The sequence below is a fragment of the Ureibacillus sp. FSL K6-0165 genome (assembly GCF_038004285.1).
GTDB lineage: Bacteria > Bacillota > Bacilli > Bacillales_A > Planococcaceae > Ureibacillus > Ureibacillus thermosphaericus.
The window spans coordinates 1,757,112-1,773,001 of sequence record NZ_JBBOQS010000001.1; the positions used below are offsets into that span (position 1 = coordinate 1,757,112).

At 36.9% G+C, this 15,890-nt stretch carries 17 protein-coding genes, 1 tRNA gene and 1 riboswitch; of the genes, 17 read left to right on the forward strand and 1 reads right to left on the reverse strand.

What is annotated here, in order from left to right; all coding sequences use genetic code 11:
• Positions 1–10: 10 nt before the first annotated feature.
• From NST00_RS08770 to NST00_RS08790, 5 genes are all read left to right on the forward strand, one after another.
• Positions 11–784 (forward strand): electron transfer flavoprotein subunit beta/FixA family protein, encoded by a 774-nt coding sequence (locus NST00_RS08770; RefSeq protein ID WP_016837193.1) that lies wholly within the window; start codon positions 11–13, stop codon positions 782–784.
• A gap of 73 nt (positions 785–857) precedes the next feature.
• Positions 858–1,835, forward strand: a complete 978-nt coding sequence (locus NST00_RS08775) for an electron transfer flavoprotein subunit alpha/FixB family protein (RefSeq protein ID WP_096551436.1) — start codon at positions 858–860, stop codon at positions 1,833–1,835.
• A gap of 193 nt (positions 1,836–2,028) precedes the next feature.
• Positions 2,029–2,343 carry a thioredoxin gene (trxA, locus tag NST00_RS08780; RefSeq protein WP_016837195.1) on the forward strand — a complete coding sequence of 105 codons (315 nt, stop codon included), beginning with the start codon at positions 2,029–2,031 and terminating at the stop codon, positions 2,341–2,343.
• Between the two features lie 147 nt (positions 2,344–2,490).
• Complete coding sequence (gene uvrC / locus NST00_RS08785) at positions 2,491–4,278, forward strand: excinuclease ABC subunit UvrC (RefSeq protein ID WP_016837196.1); 1,788 nt, start codon at positions 2,491–2,493, stop codon at positions 4,276–4,278.
• A gap of 37 nt (positions 4,279–4,315) precedes the next feature.
• Positions 4,316–4,500: riboswitch (Lysine riboswitch) on the forward strand.
• Positions 4,501–4,621: 121 nt separating this feature from the next.
• On the forward strand, positions 4,622–5,848 hold the full coding sequence (locus NST00_RS08790; protein WP_016837197.1) for an aspartate kinase: 1,227 nt from the start codon (positions 4,622–4,624) through the stop codon (positions 5,846–5,848).
• A 20-nt stretch (positions 5,849–5,868) separates the two neighbouring features.
• Here the strand turns inward: NST00_RS08790 and NST00_RS08795 are convergent, their stop codons facing one another.
• Entirely contained in the window at positions 5,869–6,285 is a 417-nt protein-coding gene (locus NST00_RS08795; RefSeq protein WP_016837198.1) for a YslB family protein, read from the reverse strand.
• Between the two features lie 285 nt (positions 6,286–6,570).
• On the opposite strand from NST00_RS08795, the gene NST00_RS08800 reads away from it, so the two are divergent.
• The 12 genes from NST00_RS08800 to NST00_RS08855 all read left to right on the forward strand — a co-directional run bounded on the left by NST00_RS08800 (position 6,571) and on the right by NST00_RS08855 (position 15,744).
• Complete coding sequence (locus NST00_RS08800) at positions 6,571–7,182, forward strand: succinate dehydrogenase cytochrome b558 subunit (RefSeq protein WP_016837199.1); 612 nt, start codon at positions 6,571–6,573, stop codon at positions 7,180–7,182.
• Positions 7,183–7,232: 50 nt separating this feature from the next.
• Complete coding sequence (gene sdhA / locus NST00_RS08805; protein ID WP_016837200.1) at positions 7,233–8,993, forward strand: succinate dehydrogenase flavoprotein subunit; 1,761 nt, start codon at positions 7,233–7,235, stop codon at positions 8,991–8,993.
• Between the two features lie 2 nt (positions 8,994–8,995).
• Positions 8,996–9,778 (forward strand): succinate dehydrogenase iron-sulfur subunit, encoded by a 783-nt coding sequence (gene sdhB, locus NST00_RS08810; protein WP_016837201.1) that lies wholly within the window; start codon positions 8,996–8,998, stop codon positions 9,776–9,778.
• A 261-nt stretch (positions 9,779–10,039) separates the two neighbouring features.
• On the forward strand, positions 10,040–10,486 hold the full coding sequence (locus tag NST00_RS08815; RefSeq protein ID WP_016837202.1) for an acyl-CoA thioesterase: 447 nt from the start codon (positions 10,040–10,042) through the stop codon (positions 10,484–10,486).
• A gap of 71 nt (positions 10,487–10,557) precedes the next feature.
• Positions 10,558–10,779: a helix-turn-helix domain-containing protein gene (locus NST00_RS08820; protein WP_016837203.1), complete on the forward strand. Its 222-nt coding sequence runs from the start codon at positions 10,558–10,560 to the stop codon at positions 10,777–10,779.
• 297 nt (positions 10,780–11,076) lie between these two features.
• The gene (racE, locus tag NST00_RS08825; RefSeq protein WP_016837204.1) at positions 11,077–11,871 is read left to right on the forward strand and encodes a glutamate racemase; all 795 of its coding nucleotides are present in this window, start codon (positions 11,077–11,079) and stop codon (positions 11,869–11,871) included.
• 261 nt (positions 11,872–12,132) lie between these two features.
• On the forward strand, positions 12,133–12,891 hold the full coding sequence (rph, locus tag NST00_RS08830; RefSeq protein ID WP_016837205.1) for a ribonuclease PH: 759 nt from the start codon (positions 12,133–12,135) through the stop codon (positions 12,889–12,891).
• The gene (locus NST00_RS08835; protein WP_026018976.1) at positions 12,891–13,484 is read left to right on the forward strand and encodes an XTP/dITP diphosphatase; all 594 of its coding nucleotides are present in this window, start codon (positions 12,891–12,893) and stop codon (positions 13,482–13,484) included. Before rph ends, NST00_RS08835 begins: the two co-directional genes overlap by 1 nt.
• Before the next feature lie 93 nt (positions 13,485–13,577).
• The gene (locus NST00_RS08840; protein WP_016837207.1) at positions 13,578–13,907 is read left to right on the forward strand and encodes a zinc ribbon domain-containing protein YjdM; all 330 of its coding nucleotides are present in this window, start codon (positions 13,578–13,580) and stop codon (positions 13,905–13,907) included.
• A 252-nt stretch (positions 13,908–14,159) separates the two neighbouring features.
• Positions 14,160–14,669 (forward strand): metallophosphoesterase, encoded by a 510-nt coding sequence (locus NST00_RS08845; protein WP_016837208.1) that lies wholly within the window; start codon positions 14,160–14,162, stop codon positions 14,667–14,669.
• A 103-nt stretch (positions 14,670–14,772) separates the two neighbouring features.
• Positions 14,773–14,846 (forward strand) — tRNA-Arg (locus NST00_RS08850).
• Between the two features lie 520 nt (positions 14,847–15,366).
• The gene (locus NST00_RS08855) at positions 15,367–15,744 is read left to right on the forward strand and encodes a PH domain-containing protein (RefSeq protein WP_016837209.1); all 378 of its coding nucleotides are present in this window, start codon (positions 15,367–15,369) and stop codon (positions 15,742–15,744) included.
• Positions 15,745–15,890: the final 146 nt, after the last annotated feature.

A 15,890-nucleotide genomic window follows, 5' to 3' on the forward strand; every position in this document is an offset into this window, starting at 1 on the left:
GGTAATTTACATGAACATTTTCGTATTAATGAAACGCACTTTTGATACAGAAGAAAAAATCGTCATTCAAGATGGAAAAATTCAAGAAGACGGCGCTGAATTCATTATCAATCCATATGATGAATATGCCATTGAAGAAGCAATTCAAGTAAGAGATCAACATGGTGGAAAAGTAACGGTAATCTCCATCGGCAATGAAGAAGCGGAAAAACAACTGCGCACGGCTCTTGCAATGGGTGCTGATGAAGCGGTTTTAATCAATACAGAAGATGATTTGGACGAGCTAGACCACAGTGGTGCAGCTTATATTCTCGCTGAATATTTAAAAGACAAAGAGCCAGATTTAATCTTGGCAGGAAATGTTGCAATTGATGGTGGTTCTGGTCAAACTGGACCAAGAGTTGCTGATTTATTAGGCATTAATTATGTAACAACGATTACAAAATTAGAAATTGATGGAAATAACGTGAAAGTTGTTCGTGACGTTGAAGGAGATTCTGAAATTATAGAAACGAGCTTGCCTTTATTAGTTACAGCTCAACAAGGATTGAATGAACCGAGATATCCTTCTTTACCAGGTATTATGAAAGCGAAGAAAAAACCGCTTGAAGAGTTAGAATTAGATGATTTAGACATCGATGAAGATGATGTTGAAACAAAAATTGAAACAGTGGAAGTATTTTTACCACCACAAAAATCTGCTGGTCGCATCTTAGAAGGAGAACTAAAAGACCAAGTGAAAGAATTAGTAAATTTACTTCATACGGAAGCAAAAGTGATTTAAATTTTCTGAACAATTAGAATGGATTGAAGAGTATTAGATTTCATTAGATTCGTACGGTAATGGAGGGAAAACAATGGCAAAAAAAATATTGGTATTAGGAGAAGTACGTGACGGTGCTTTACGTAATGTTTCATTTGAAGCAATCGCTGCAGCAAAGCAAATCTCAGATGGTGGAGAAGTTGTAGGCGCGTTATTTGGCGATCAAGTAGCAGATCTTGCAAAGGAATTAATTGCATATGGAGCTGACCGAGCGCTCGTTGTGGAACATCCACATTTAAAAACATATACTTCAGATGGCTTCAGCCAAGCTTTATTAGCTCTTGTGGAACAAGAAAAACCTGAAGGAATCGTTATTGGGCATACGTCTTTAGGGAAAGATTTATCACCTAAAGTGGCATCTCGCCTGCAATCTGGATTGATTTCAGATGTAACAGAGATTGAAGGAACAGGCGATGATGCACTATTTGTACGTCCAATTTACTCAGGTAAAGCTTTTGAAAAAGTAAAAATTAAAGAAGGACTCGTGTTCGTGACAGTTCGTCCTAACAATATTGCGCCACTTGAACGAGATGAAAGCCGCACAGGAGACGTTCAATCTGTATCTGTAGATATTAAAAACTTGCGTACGATTGTAAAAGAAGTTGTTCGCAATGCAACAACAGGTGTTGATTTATCTGAAGCGAAAGTAATCGTGTCTGGCGGTCGCGGTGTAAAATCAGCAGAAGGATTTGAACCATTAAGAGAGCTTGCCAACTTACTGGGCGGTGCAGTAGGTGCTTCCCGTGGTGCTTGTGATGCGGGTTATTGCGATTATGCAATGCAAATTGGTCAAACAGGTAAAGTGGTAACACCAGATTTATACATCGCGTGTGGTATTTCTGGTGCAATTCAGCACTTAGCAGGTATGTCTAACTCAAAAGTAATTGTTGCAATTAACAAAGACCCTGAAGCAAACATTTTCAAAGTTGCTGATTATGGAATTGTCGGCGACTTATTTGAAGTCGTTCCGTTATTAATTGAAGAAATTAAAGCATTAAAAGTAAATTCTTAAAATCTAAAACTGGTAATCTCCTCACCACATCTCAAATCTCAGAGATGTGGTTATTTATTGTGAAAAAGTAAATCATTAAAGGAATTTGTTTGTTAGATGAACGGATTTCAATTTCTTAAAACACTTTACTACCCTTTGAATTTTTAACGTGCTATACTACTAAAAGATGTTACATTAAGGAGGCATTTTATAAATGGCAATTGTACATGCTACTGATCAAAACTTTTCACAAGAAATCTCTTCTGGTTTAGTATTAGTAGATTTCTGGGCAGCTTGGTGTGGACCTTGTAAAATGATTGCACCTGTATTAGAAGAACTCGATGCCGAAATGGGTTCAGAAGTGAAAATTGTAAAAGTTGATGTTGATAACAATCCAGCAACAGCTGCTGAATATCAAATTATGTCGATTCCATCTTTGCTTTTATTTAAAGATGGCCAATTAATTGCAAAAACTGTTGGCTTCCAACCAAAAGAAGCATTAGTTGAATTCATCAACAACAATAAATAATATTCAACCGAGCACAAAGAATTTGTTTGTGCTCGATTTTTTATTTTGGATATGATTATTGATTTAAAAGAAAACTTATCGATTTTTGCTTTAAGATATTCGTATAATAGAGTTAAAGTAGGTTGATTAAATGTAAGGTGATACTCCATGAATGAAACAATTCAAAATAAATTGGCGCTGTTACCAGATTTGCCTGGATGCTACTTAATGAAAGACCGACAAGGAACGGTTATTTACGTCGGAAAGGCAAAAGTCTTAAAAAATAGAGTTCGATCCTATTTTACTGGTTCCCATGATGGTAAAACTCAACTGCTAGTTAGTGAAATAGAAGATTTTGAATATATTGTTACTTCAAGTGATTTAGAGGCTTTAATTTTGGAGCTCAATTTAATCAAACAATATGATCCAAAATATAACGTAATGTTAAAGGATGACAAGAGTTATCCTTATATTAAAATTACCAATGAAATTTATCCAAGAATTATTACGACAAGAAAAGTGAAAAAAGACAAAGCTAAATATTTTGGACCTTATCCGAATGTATCTGCCGCGAATGAAACAAAGAAGCTCCTCAACCGCATCTATCCATTAAGAAAATGCAACCGACTGCCAGATCGAGTTTGTTTGTATTATCATTTGGGGCAATGTTTAGCTCCATGTGTTAAAGATATAGATCCGAAAATTTTTGAAGAAATGACAAATGAAATCATAAAATTCTTAAATGGCGGCCATGAACAAGTAAAAAAAGAATTAGAGAAAAAAATGATGGAGGCTGCGGAAAAGCTTGAATTTGAAAGAGCAAAGGAATATCGAGATCAAATTCAATATATCGAAACGGTTATGGAAAAGCAAAAAATCGTTTCAGGAGACCAAACGAACCGGGACGTATTTGGATATGCAGTTGAAAAAGGGTGGATGTGTGTTCAAGTCTTTTTCGTTCGACAAGGAAAATTAATTGAAAGAGATGTTTCTGTATTTCCTATTTACCGTGATCCGGAAGAGGAATTTTTAACTTTTGTAGGGCGTTTCTATGATACAGAACATTTAAAGCCAAAAGAAATATTGATTCCAGAAACAATTGATAAAAGCATTTTAGAAAAATTATTAAATATAAGAGTATTGGTGCCAAAACGTGGCACAAAAAAAGAACTGGTGGATTTAGCAAAGAAAAATGCAATGCTTGCAATCGAAGAAAAATTCCAATTAATTGAACGCCAGGAAGAGAGGACAATTGGCGCTTGTCAACAATTAGGTGAGGCTCTAAATATTGAAACGCCTTATAGAATTGAAGCCTTTGATAACAGCCACATGCATGGAGCAGATCCTGTTAGCGCAATGGTCGTATTTATTAATGGAAAGCCGGCAAAAAAAGAATATCGCAAATATAAATTAAAAAATACGGCGAAACATGACGACTATGGAGCGATGCAAGAGGTGATTCGCAGGCGCTATACCCGTGTATTAAAAGAACAATTGCCACTTCCTGATCTAATTATTGTTGACGGTGGTAAAGGGCAAATTGAAGTTGCACGAGAAGTGTTGGAAGATGAGCTTGGATTATCAATTCCCATTGCAGGACTTGCAAAAGATGAGAAGCATCGAACATCTGAACTATTATACGGGGAACCACCTATGTCGATTCCACTGAAAAAAACAAGTGATGCTTTTTACTTGCTTCAGCGAATACAAGATGAAGTCCATCGCTTCGCTATTACATTTTTGCGGCAACAACATCAAACGAACGCTTTACGCTCTGTCCTTGATGAAATTGAAGGAATCGGTCCAAAACGGAAGAAACAATTACTGAGTCATTTTGGTTCAGTGAAAAAAATCAAACAAGCTTCTGTGGAAGAATTAATGGAAGCGAAAATGCCAAAAGTGGTTGCAGAAACAATCTATCAGTATTTCCATAATGACACATTGTCAAAGGAATAACTGTATGATAATGTAATTTTAAAAGTAAATAAGTTTAGATATAGATAGAGGTGCGAGATTCATGAGTACCTAACTGGAGGAGAGGAACAAGTCTGAAGAAGGTTAGGGAAAGGGGAGATTGCCGAAGCGGTAAATTTGCTTGTTCCAGTTTACTGGCTGGTTTTGCATTGAAGAAATGCAAGATTGTCAGAATCTAAATGGTTCTGGAGAGCTATCTCATAAAGTGTTTTCTGAAAATTGAGGCAGCTTTTCACCATCCTTTGTGAAGAGTTGCTTTTTTCTTTAATTATATAAGATTCGGAAACTTCATTTCATGGCTTGTGAAAATAAGGGGAGTGTAGCGATGATTAATATTGTAGTGAAGTTGGATGAATGGAATCTAGCATCACCTGAAAACATTGGAGAAATAGCAAAAAGACTCATCGAAGAGAAGAAGTTTGGACGCAATGTAGTAGCAGTCGTTCCATCCTCTCCACCTGTAAATGAGGGTTTGGAAAAAATTATTTACTCTTTATCGGATGCACCATCCGAAAGAGAGTTAGACGCAATCCATTCTACCAATAATCAAATTGCTAGCAGTTTGCTTTCCATCGCCATTCAAAAAAGAGGATTTAGAGCTGTTTCCCTTACAGGCTGGCAACTTGGAATGAAAACAACACGAAAATTAGCAGGAAATGCTCGCATACATCAAGTCGATGGTAATGTCATTATTGAACGGTTTAAAAAAGGCGAAATAATCATAGTCGCGGGCGGACAAGGTGTTGATGATGAGGGCAACATCACCCTTCTCGGAGCTGGAGGGACTGATGCAACAGCGGTAGCGATTGCAAAAAGCATTGATGCAGAACGTGTGGAAATCTATACGGATCTTGATGGGGTATATACAGGGGATCCTAATGTAGTTCAACAGGCTCGTAAATTGAAAGATATTACATATGATGAGATGTTAGAATTATCTTATTTAGGTTCGAAAATTGTTCATCCGAGAGCGGTCGAATTAGCAAAAAAATTTGATATACCAATTGTTGTTCGTTCGAGTACGAAAAATCTTCGAGGTACATTGATTAAGGGAGAGATTGAAATGGAGAGAAATTTAATTGTTCGTGGTGTCGCCTATGAATCAGATATTATCCGCTTTACTGTTGGATATGAATTACTAGAAAAATCTTCCCTTGCCAACTTGTTTAATACCCTAGCAAAGCATCATGTCAACGTAGATATTATTGTACAATCTGTGATGAGTGAAGTAAAACCGACAATATCGTTTTCAATTGTAAAAGAGGATTTAACAAATGCGGTAAAAGTGCTTGAAGAACATAAAGAGGAGTTAGGTTTTCAATTTGCTGATTTTGAAGTTGGTTTAGCGAAAGTGTCAATCGTGGGTTCGGGCATGGTTTCCAATCCAGGGGTAGCAGGCCGCATGTTCGCACGCTTATGTCAAGAAAATATCCCTGTTAAAATGGTTTCTACATCTGAAATTAAAGTATCTGTCGTTGTGCCACAAGATGATATGATTCGTGCAGCAAATGCACTGCATGATGAATTTAATCTTGCTGAGGAATGGGTATAAAAAGGGGCGAATAAAGCCCCTTAGCGTTCAATTTTTTCTTTTAAATCCATCTTTACTGTAAAAATTACTTCTAGTTGTTTTTCTTTTTTCTCTTCATAGCATTCCGTCAAAACACCTTTAAAGTTTTGGATTTGTTCGGCAATGAAGCCAGCTTCTAAGCGAAAATTTCTTTCATTAATCTTTAGCAACTCCGGTTCATTCGTCAAACTAAACACAAATCCGTCTTTCATTTCTTTTTCAAGGGTAAGATCACCCCATCCGGCATCTTTAAAAAAGGAAATGATTAAAGGAATATCGGTGCATGGAAATTTGCGAGCTAAATCTTTTCCTGCCCAATATAGAATATCTTTTTCATGCTTTCCTAAAATGGATGGCACTAAATAATCTCTTAGCAGTTCGTATCCAAATAAAGGAAACGAATCTTTCGACAATGACATATAATAAGAACCTCTTTCTAGAATTTTTCTTTTTTAACAACAGAGAATTTGAAAAAAGTTAAAATAGAGAAAAATAACATAATAGAGAAAAAATAGAAGGTTTTGTAGCGAATATTAGACAAATTTCGGAAAATAAATATGCACAACTAACCTTGACGGTAATAGTTCGTGGGGGTACAATGAACTTGTCATAATATTGTACCATTATGAATAAAACAGTCAATGCATAAAGCGTTTACAATTTGTGACGACTTATTGACTACTTATTTTAAGGGGGTATCAGTCTTGGCAAAAAATGAGTTTTACTGGCGCCGACTACATTCTTTACTTGGTGTTATTCCTGTAGGGCTATTTTTAGTGTTCCACTTGTCTCTAAACTTTACTGCAACAGGGGGAGAAGAGACATATAACAGTGCAACAGGAGTAATGGATTATATTCCAGGTCCACTATTATTACTTATTGAGTGGATTGTTATCTACATTCCTATTCTGTTCCACGGTTTATATGGAATTTATATTGCCTTTACAGCAACACCAAACAATAAGCGCTTCAGTACATTCCGTAACTGGATGTTCTTATTGCAACGACTTACTGGTGTGTTCCTAGTAATCTTCATTGCTTGGCACATGTTCCAAACTCGCATCCAAAAAGCATTTGGTGCGGAAGTAAGTTTTGAAATGATGGAAAAAATCGTTGCAAATCCATGGATGTTAGGATTCTACATTGTGGGTATCCTTTCCGCTACATTGCATTTATCTAACGGTTTATGGTCATTCTTTGTAAGCTGGGGTATCACACAATCAACACATTCTCAAAAAGTAGTTACGTGGATTACAATGGCATTTTTCGTCATCTTAAGCATTATCGGTGTATCTGCAATTCTAGCATTCGTATGATACAAGCATAGATAGAACGTCCAATTAGAAAAGAGGAGTGAGAAATAATCATGGCCAAAAAGAAATTAATCGTTGTTGGTGGCGGCTTAGCTGGTCTAATGGCAACGATGAAAGCAGCCGAAATGGGTACTGAAGTAGAACTATTCTCATTAGTTCCTGTTAAACGTTCACACTCAGTTTGTGCACAAGGTGGAATTAATGGTGCAGTAAATACAAAAGGTGAAGGGGATTCTCCATGGATCCACTTTGACGATACAATTTATGGTGGAGACTTCTTAGCGAACCAACCACCAGTAAAAGCAATGTGTGAAGCAGCACCTGGTATCATTCACATGTTCGACCGTATGGGAGTTATGTTCAACCGAACTCCAGAAGGTCTACTTGACTTCCGTCGTTTCGGTGGTACATTGCATCACCGTACTGCATTTGCAGGTGCGACAACAGGTCAACAATTATTATATGCGCTTGACGAACAAGTTCGTCGTTACGAAGTAGAAGGTTTAGTAACAAAATACGAACACTGGGAATTCCTTGGAATCGTTCTTGATGACGAAGGAGTTTGCCGTGGAATCGTAGCACAAGATTTAAGCACATCAGAAATTAAAGCATTCCGCTCTGATGCTGTAGTTATGGCAACAGGTGGTCCTGGTATCATCTTTGGTAAATCAACAAACTCAGTAATCAATACTGGTTCTGCAGCATCAATTGTTTATCAACAAGGTGCTTCATATGCAAATGGTGAGTTCATCCAAATTCACCCAACAGCAATTCCTGGCGATGACAAAAACCGTTTAATGAGTGAATCTGCTCGCGGTGAGGGTGGACGTATTTGGACATATAAAGATGGTAAACCATGGTACTTCTTAGAAGAAAAATATCCTGCATACGGTAACTTAGTACCACGTGACATTGCGACACGTGAAATCTTCGACGTATGCGTAAACCAAAAATTAGGTATCAATGGTGAAAACATCGTATATTTAGACTTATCTCATAAAGATCCACATGAATTAGACATCAAACTTGGTGGTATCATCGAAATCTACGAAAAATTCGTTGGTGACGATCCACGTAAAGTACCAATGAAGATCTTCCCAGCGGTTCACTACTCAATGGGTGGATTATGGGTTGACTACGATCAAATGACTGAAATTCCTGGTCTGTTTGCTGCTGGTGAATGTGACTATTCACAACACGGTGCAAACCGCTTAGGTGCTAACTCATTACTTTCTGCGATTTATGGTGGTATGGTTGCAGGACCTAACGCAGTTAAATATATGCAAGGCTTAACAAAACATGCGGAAGATTTACCACAATCTTTATATGATTCTTATGTAAAACAAGAGCAACAAAAATGGGATAACATCCTAAAAATGGACAAAGGTAATGAAAACGCATATTTACTTCACAAAGAACTAGGCGAAATGATGACTGACAACGTAACAGTTGTACGTTACAACGATCGCCTACAAAAAACATATGACACACTTGGTGACATGTTAGAGCGTTGGGAAAACATTAACATCCACGATACTCAAAAATGGAGCAACCAAGGTGCACACTTTACTCGTCAATTGAAAAACATGCTATATCTTGCACGAGTAATTACAAAAGGTGCGTTATTACGTAACGAGTCACGTGGTGCACACTATAAACCAGAATTCCCAGAACGTGACGACGAAAACTTCTTAAAAACAACTATGGCGAAATTTGATCCATCTACAGGTGAGCCAATTATTACTTACCAAGAAGTAGACGTTTCATTAATTCCGCCTCGTAAACGTGACTACTCTTCGAAAGGAGGTAATTAATCGTGACTACACAACAAGTGGAAACTGGAAAAACAGTAAGATTTAGAATTTTACGTCAAGATAATCCAAATGGTGCAAGCCGTTGGGAAGAATTCGAAGTACCTTACCGTCCAGGTATGAACGTAATCTCTGCATTGATGTACATTCGTCAACATCCAGTGACTGCTGATGGAAAACCAACAACACCGGTTACTTGGGACATGAACTGTCTAGAGGAAGTTTGTGGTGCTTGTTCGATGGTAATTAATGGCCGTCCACGCCAATCATGTTCTGCGTTGGTTGATCAACTTGAACAACCAATTCGCTTAGAACCAATGAAAACTTTCCCAGTTGTTCGTGACTTACAAGTTGACCGAAGCCGTATGTTCAACGCATTGAAAAAAGTAAAAGCGTGGATTCCGATTGACGGAAGTTACGATTTAGGAGAAGGTCCACGCATGCCTGAACGCAAACGTCAATGGGCATACGAATTGTCAAAATGTATGACTTGTGGTGTTTGTTTCGAAGCTTGTCCAAACGTTTCTGAGAAATCTAGCTTCATCGGTCCAGCACCACTTTCTCAAGTACGTTTATTCAATACACATCCAACAGGTGCAATGAACAAAGACGAACGTTTAGATGCAATTATGGGTGAAGGCGGACTTGCAAACTGCGGTAACTCTCAAAACTGTGTAGCTGCTTGTCCAAAAGGAATTCCTTTAACAACTTCTATTGCATCATTAAACAGAGCAACGACTGTACACATGTTCCGCAAATTCTTCGGTTCTGACCATATGGTAGACTAATATGTATTAGAAGCAGTCAAAATCGTTTATCGATTTTGGCTGCTTTTAATTTTTTTATAGAACAATTATCCAATTTTCATGATGCTGCATAGTATAGTAAGCAGTTTATTTCTGTACAGTTGCATTGCGAATCCTCTTTCAATAAAAAAATCCATCGTCATCCCCTTCCAATATTCGACATTTTCATTCATTTCCTCGATGAATCTACTATTGTATAATATTTATTATATAAGTAAAACATTGGTTAAAGGGGATGGGAAAATGAAAGAAATGTATATTGAAGATTTTGAACAATGGGAGAAGGAATTTACATTTTACACGGAAGAGATTGTTCGTTTTTCAGATGTTGATATGTATGGACATTTAAATAATGTTGTACCATTTTCATATTTTGAACATGCACGCATTGAATATTTTAAATGGCTGAATGTGAAGAACAATTGGGGTTCACAAGATGAGCAATGTATTCCAGTTGCGGCAGATTTGCAATGCGACTATTTAAAACAAGTTTATTACGGAGAAAAACTGCGAATTTATGTAAAAACAGCACGGGTTGGAAACTCCTCTCTAGATCTTCACTACATGGTAAAAAATGAAAAAGATGAAATCGTTTTAACTGGTAGAGGGGCTTTAGTACAAATCAACAAAGAAACTGGTAAACCTCATCGCTGGACTGAAGAACAAAAAGTAATATTATGTGGGAAATAGTTAAAATGCCCTCACAGCCTCCACCCTCATGACATACTTTACATAGAGAGGAGATAGGAGGGTGTTGCCTTATGAGTAGCCCGCAGCATCGTTCGCTTTTAACGAAAAGAGAGCGGGAAATATTTCAATTATTAATTTTAGATTATTCCACAAAAGAAATTTCACAAAAGTTGGGCATAAGCGAAAAAACGGTGCGTAACCATATTTCAAACACAATTCAAAAACTGGGCGTTTCTAGCAGGTCACAGGCACTGATTGAATTGCTAAGGCTTGACGAGCTTTCATTGCATTAATCGATTTAAGATAGTGGCTTTAAATCCTAAAATGAATTTTAAAAGGCTACAATCGTATTAGTGATGAAAAATACTTATTCAAAAAAATGTCAATTATTATCTGATATACAATTACAACAATCGGGCAGTTGCATGGATCAATGGCGCGATGTTTAACATGAGGGTATTCAAATAAAAAACTGTCTTTTCCTGTTCAATTGTATGAATAAAAGAATCATTGAACTTAGTAAAGAATTAGGTCAAAATAGAATAGATAATAATATATCATACAAATGAAATAGGATAGAGGCGGTATAAGTGAATGCCCCAATAGGCGTTATCGATTCAGGAGTAGGTGGCTTAACTGTTGCAAAACAAATTATCAATGTTTTGCCAAATGAAACGATTTATTACATTGGCGATACTGCAAGGTGCCCCTATGGCCCACGAAAAAGTGAAGAGGTTCTCGCCTTTACTATGCAGTTAGCAAAAGCGTTGGAAAAACAGAATATAAAACTCCTTGTTATCGCATGTAATACGGCAACGGCAGTAGCATTAGATGTTTTAAGAGAACAGCTCTCAATTCCAATAGTGGGCGTCATTAATGCGGGAGCCCGAGCAGCTGTAAAAAAAACGAAGCACAATCGAATTGTGGTTCTTGCAACAGAAGGAACAATTAAAAGTGGCGCATATGAACGTGCACTGCTTGCTTTAAATACGGAGGCGAAAATTATTCCTCTTGCGTGTCCGACATTTGTACCGCTAGTTGAAAGTGGAGAATATGAAGGACAATTTGCATTCGACCTTGTAGCGAATGGATTAAAGCCGCTTGAAAATAAAAGTTTTGACACAGTCATTTTAGGTTGTACTCACTATCCGATGATTCAACATCATATCGAAAAGGTAGTTGGACCTAATGTAACTGTTTTATCATCAGCAGAAGAAACTGCAAAAGAAGTAAAAGAGCTATTAACAAAACATCACTTACTCCGAAATGAAAATCATAAACCACATCATATTTTCTATGTGACCGGCTCGGTGCCCATTTTCCGTACAATTGCTGAAAATTGGTTAGAAATGAAACACTTAGATGTAAGAAAAATTCAATTTTAACAACTCAAAAAAACCATGATGCTCAAATCATTTTGAGTCTCATGCGATTCGGTACATCAAGCAGCAAAATCATTCGGTTATACCGAATTGCATGAGACATGAAGAAAGCTCGAAAGGCACTTTTCGAGCTTTTTTACTTGTAGTACAGTGCTACAAGCTATAAAGATTGTATGCCAAAAAAGTTTCAAAAATGTGCAATGACTTTTTTCTGGAGAAAATGTATGTTAATATATTGTGCGATTATTTGTAGGAGGAAAGTACATGCGAGTAGATGGAAGAGAAGTAAATCAATTAAGACCTGTAACAATCGAAACAGATTATTTAATTCATCCAGAAGGATCTGTTTTAATTCAAGTAGGTAATACAAAAGTAATTTGTACAGCTACGATAGAAGAGAAAGTTCCTAGCTTTCTGCGTGGGCAAGGAAAAGGTTGGATTACTGCAGAATATTCCATGTTGCCAAGAGCAACGCAAGAACGTACTATCCGTGAATCTTCACGAGGTAAAATCGGTGGACGTACGATGGAGATTCAACGTTTAATTGGACGAGCATTGCGGGCAGTTGTTGATTTAGAAGCGTTTGGAGAGCGGACTATCTGGATTGATTGCGACGTTATACAAGCAGATGGAGGAACAAGAACAGCTTCTATTACTGGGGCGTTCGTTGCATTAACACAAGCTCTTGCAAAGCGCCATAAAGAATCTCCATTTGAAAAGTTTCCAGTTACTGATTTTTTAGCAGCAACAAGTGTCGGATTTGTAGAACCGATTGGAGCGGTTTTAGATTTAAATTATTCAGAGGATTTTCAAGCAAAGGTAGATATGAATCTAGTAATGACTGGAAGCGGCAGATTCGTTGAAATACAAGGTACTGGGGAGGAAGCGACATTCTCTCGAGAAGAATTAAATACGTTGCTTGCTCTCGGTGAAAAAGGAATTCGAGAATTAATTGAAATACAAAAGTCCGTACTTGGTGAAGATGCAAAATTCATTCTAGAAGTTGGGGAGTCAAAAGAATGATGAAACAAGTTGTAATTGCAACGAAAAATAGAGGAAAAGCAAAAGATTTTGAAGCGATTTTCAAGCCGCTTCATTATGAGGTTGTAACAATGCTAGATATAGCGAGTGATATGGAAATTGAAGAAACAGGTACAACCTTTGAAGAAAACGCAATATTAAAAGCAGAAGCCCTCTCACAAGCCCTTGGTAAACTCGTTATTGCGGATGATAGCGGTTTGGCAATCGATGCTTTAGGCGGTGAACCAGGGGTATTTTCCGCCCGTTATGCGGGAGATCATGATGATGAAGCAAATATTCAAAAAGTGCTTGAAAAAATGCAAGGGATTCCGGATGAAGAGCGCACAGCACGCTTCGTTTGTGCCATCGCTATTAGCGGTCCAAACATCGAAACGAGAACATTCTTAGGAGCATGTGAAGGCAGAATTTTGCACAAAAAAAGAGGTACTAATGGTTTTGGTTACGATCCAATCTTTTACGTACCAGAATTAGGTCGTACTATGGCAGAACTTACACCAGAAGAGAAAGGTGCAATTTCCCACCGAGGAAATGCGATTCGGAAGTTAACAGAAGAGTTGCCGAATGTATTAAAATAAAGTGGACAGTTTGAAAATTTCCATAAACATTTGAAATCTCGTTAAGACTTCATTATAGTAGTAGGTAATGATGTAAATATGGAGGAAAAAGAAATGATACCAAACTGTCCAAAATGTAATTCAGAATATACGTATGAAGATGGAAACGTATTTATTTGTCCAGAATGCGCTCATGAATGGACTGAAAACGACCATACTGAAGAGGAAGGCTTGGTAGTAAAAGATGCTTACGGCAATCTTTTACAAGATGGCGATACAGTGACAATCATTAAAGATTTAAAAGTAAAAGGAAGTTCTTCCACATTAAAAATTGGCACTAAAGTAAAAAACATTAAGTTGGTAGAGGGAGATCACAACATCGATTGTAAAATTGATGGTTTTGGTGCAATGAAGTTAAAATCTGAATTTGTGAAAAAAGCTTAAAGTAAAGGGGCTCAAGCAGCCTCTTTTTTATTTAGGATAAAGTTGCGAGTATTTTAGTCACAAGTATTTAAGCAAATGTTGCAATTATTTAATGATATGCGAAACAAAGATTTACTTGTGTACATTAAGTAAAACAGCAAGTCGTATTTTGTCAGCAATTAACCTTTTACATTTCAAGCAGATTTTATTAAAATTTTTATTAGGCATATTTTTCATTACTTGGATGCAAAGTAAAAAATAAGGGTGGAGACAATGAAATTATTAGTGATGAGTGATACCCATGGGGATGCAGAAATCATACAAGTAGTTAAGGAGCGACATCCAGGAGTGGATGTGGTCATTCACTGTGGGGATAGCGAACTAGATTATCAACACCCATATCTAGAAGGAGTAAAGCGAGTTCGCGGCAATTGTGACCGGGATAGCCGGTTTCCTGAAGAATTGCAGTTTGAAATTGAGAATAAAAAAGTGTATGTAACGCATGGACATTTATTCAATGTAAAGTCGACAACCATGAATCTGTTTTATCGTGCAAAGGAAGTAGAAGCAGATGCAGTGTTGTTTGGACATTCCCATTTACTTGGTGCAGAATTGATAGACAATATTCTGTTTGTAAATCCCGGGAGCTTGTTAAAGCCTCGGGGCATTGATGAAAAGAGTTACGCAGTGTTAGAGTATAATGATTCAATTTGGAAAGTTACTGCGTATACGGATCAAGGGGAAGAAATATTTCAAAAAGAGTATCCATTGGAAGAATTGTAAAATGGTTCGTAGTGTGAAAATTAGTTGAAAAAATTTTTAAAAACCCGTTGACATTTTCACACTACGCTAATATAATAAATATTGTCCTTTGGGAAAACAAAATGTCTCAGTAGCTCAGCTGGATAGAGCAACGGCCTTCTAAGCCGTCGGTCGGGGGTTCGAATCCCTCCTGGGACGCTATTATGAAACCTTACTTCCTCAATGGTTGTAAGGTTTTTTTATTTTTATTCACAATTTTGCATGAAATAAAAATGCTCCAAAATGTTCCATTTTCAAACTTTCTCTTTAAAAATTTATCAAATTGAGATGCAGCTCTTGAACCGCTCTAGATATTAAGTTACTATAAGTGTTCATTGTGTTCATCATAGAAGCATATACTTAACGATGTTGAATCATCAGAAATTGGCTTAGTGGAAACAGGCCATTTGATGTAGCAATAAAATTAATAGAAAGCATAAAAAGATAAGCAATCAACGAATAAAGTTGGTTGCTCTTTTTTTGCGTTCAAAACCCCCAAGCCGGCCTGCTCAAACGGGCTCATCTGACAGTCAGAGCTTGCTAGCAACTTTTTTATATTTAGGGGTAAAAATTTGCAAATATTTTTCAAGCCTTAGGACAATATTATTGAATTGTTTTCAAGTTTATACAAATTATGGTATATTAAAATTTAATAACAATACCAAAGGGGTGTTATGTAATGGGGTTATTCGACGGTTTAATGGGAAATGCTAGCGAAGTCAGTGTTGAAAAAATAAATGAAGAATTGAAAGAAATCTTAATACCTTCGGAAAGTGTAGAGCACGCTTATAAAGTCATTAGAGATATGTTTGTTTTTACTAATAAACGATTGATACTGATAGATAAGCAGGGGATGACGGGGAAGAAAGTTGAATATCATTCTATTCCGTACAGAAGCATATTGCATTTTTCAGTGGAAAACGCTGGCACATTCGATTTAGATGCGGAGTTAAAAATTTGGGTGTCCGGTAGTGAGTTACCGATTCAAAAGACGTTCAATAGATCGACGAATATATACAATGTGCAGCGTGTGCTTGCGGAGTATGTATTGAAATAAGAGTATTTATAAATGCGATCAATTCGATTAATTTCGGAATTGTTTGAGAAGCTATCTTGGAATCGTTTCTAGCGGGTATGGCTTTCTTTTTCTCACAATGTTTTTTCTAGGTATAAATCCCTTCTAGGACGCTACTTGTACAATAA